Annotated in this window: 1 pseudogene; it reads right to left on the reverse strand. The window is 57.8% G+C overall.

From position 1 onward, the window contains the following. Positions 1 to 360, reverse strand: a pseudogene (locus SJI03_RS28875) (DUF2235 domain-containing protein); the annotation flags it as partial.

Below are 360 nucleotides of genomic sequence, written 5' to 3' on the forward strand. Positions count from 1 at the left end.
GGCGAACGAGGCGATCCTGGCCCGCTTGTCGTATTCCGTCACTTCGCCTGCCATATAAAAGCCGGCCAGGGAATCGTGTACATAGTCGTCAAAAAAACGCATCACTTCAGGCGGCAGCGGTTTGGGGTGATCGAATATGTCGAGCGCCCATGCTTCCCAATCATCCAAGGAGATGTGATTTTGGGCGCGATAGTATTGCCAGTGATTGATGCGCGCAATGTCCCGGGCGCTGAACGGTTGCCCCTCATCGCCATGAAGGAAAGCTTTGCGCGCGCGCAGCGCTTCCAGATCGCCTGCCAGCAAGCGGTTGTAGGAACCCAGATCCTCCCGCTCTTGCGCATTGGCCGCCTTGAAGCTGGC

The sequence above is a fragment of the Janthinobacterium sp. GMG1 genome (genome assembly GCF_034427795.1).
Taxonomy (GTDB): domain Bacteria; phylum Pseudomonadota; class Gammaproteobacteria; order Burkholderiales; family Burkholderiaceae_D; genus Janthinobacterium.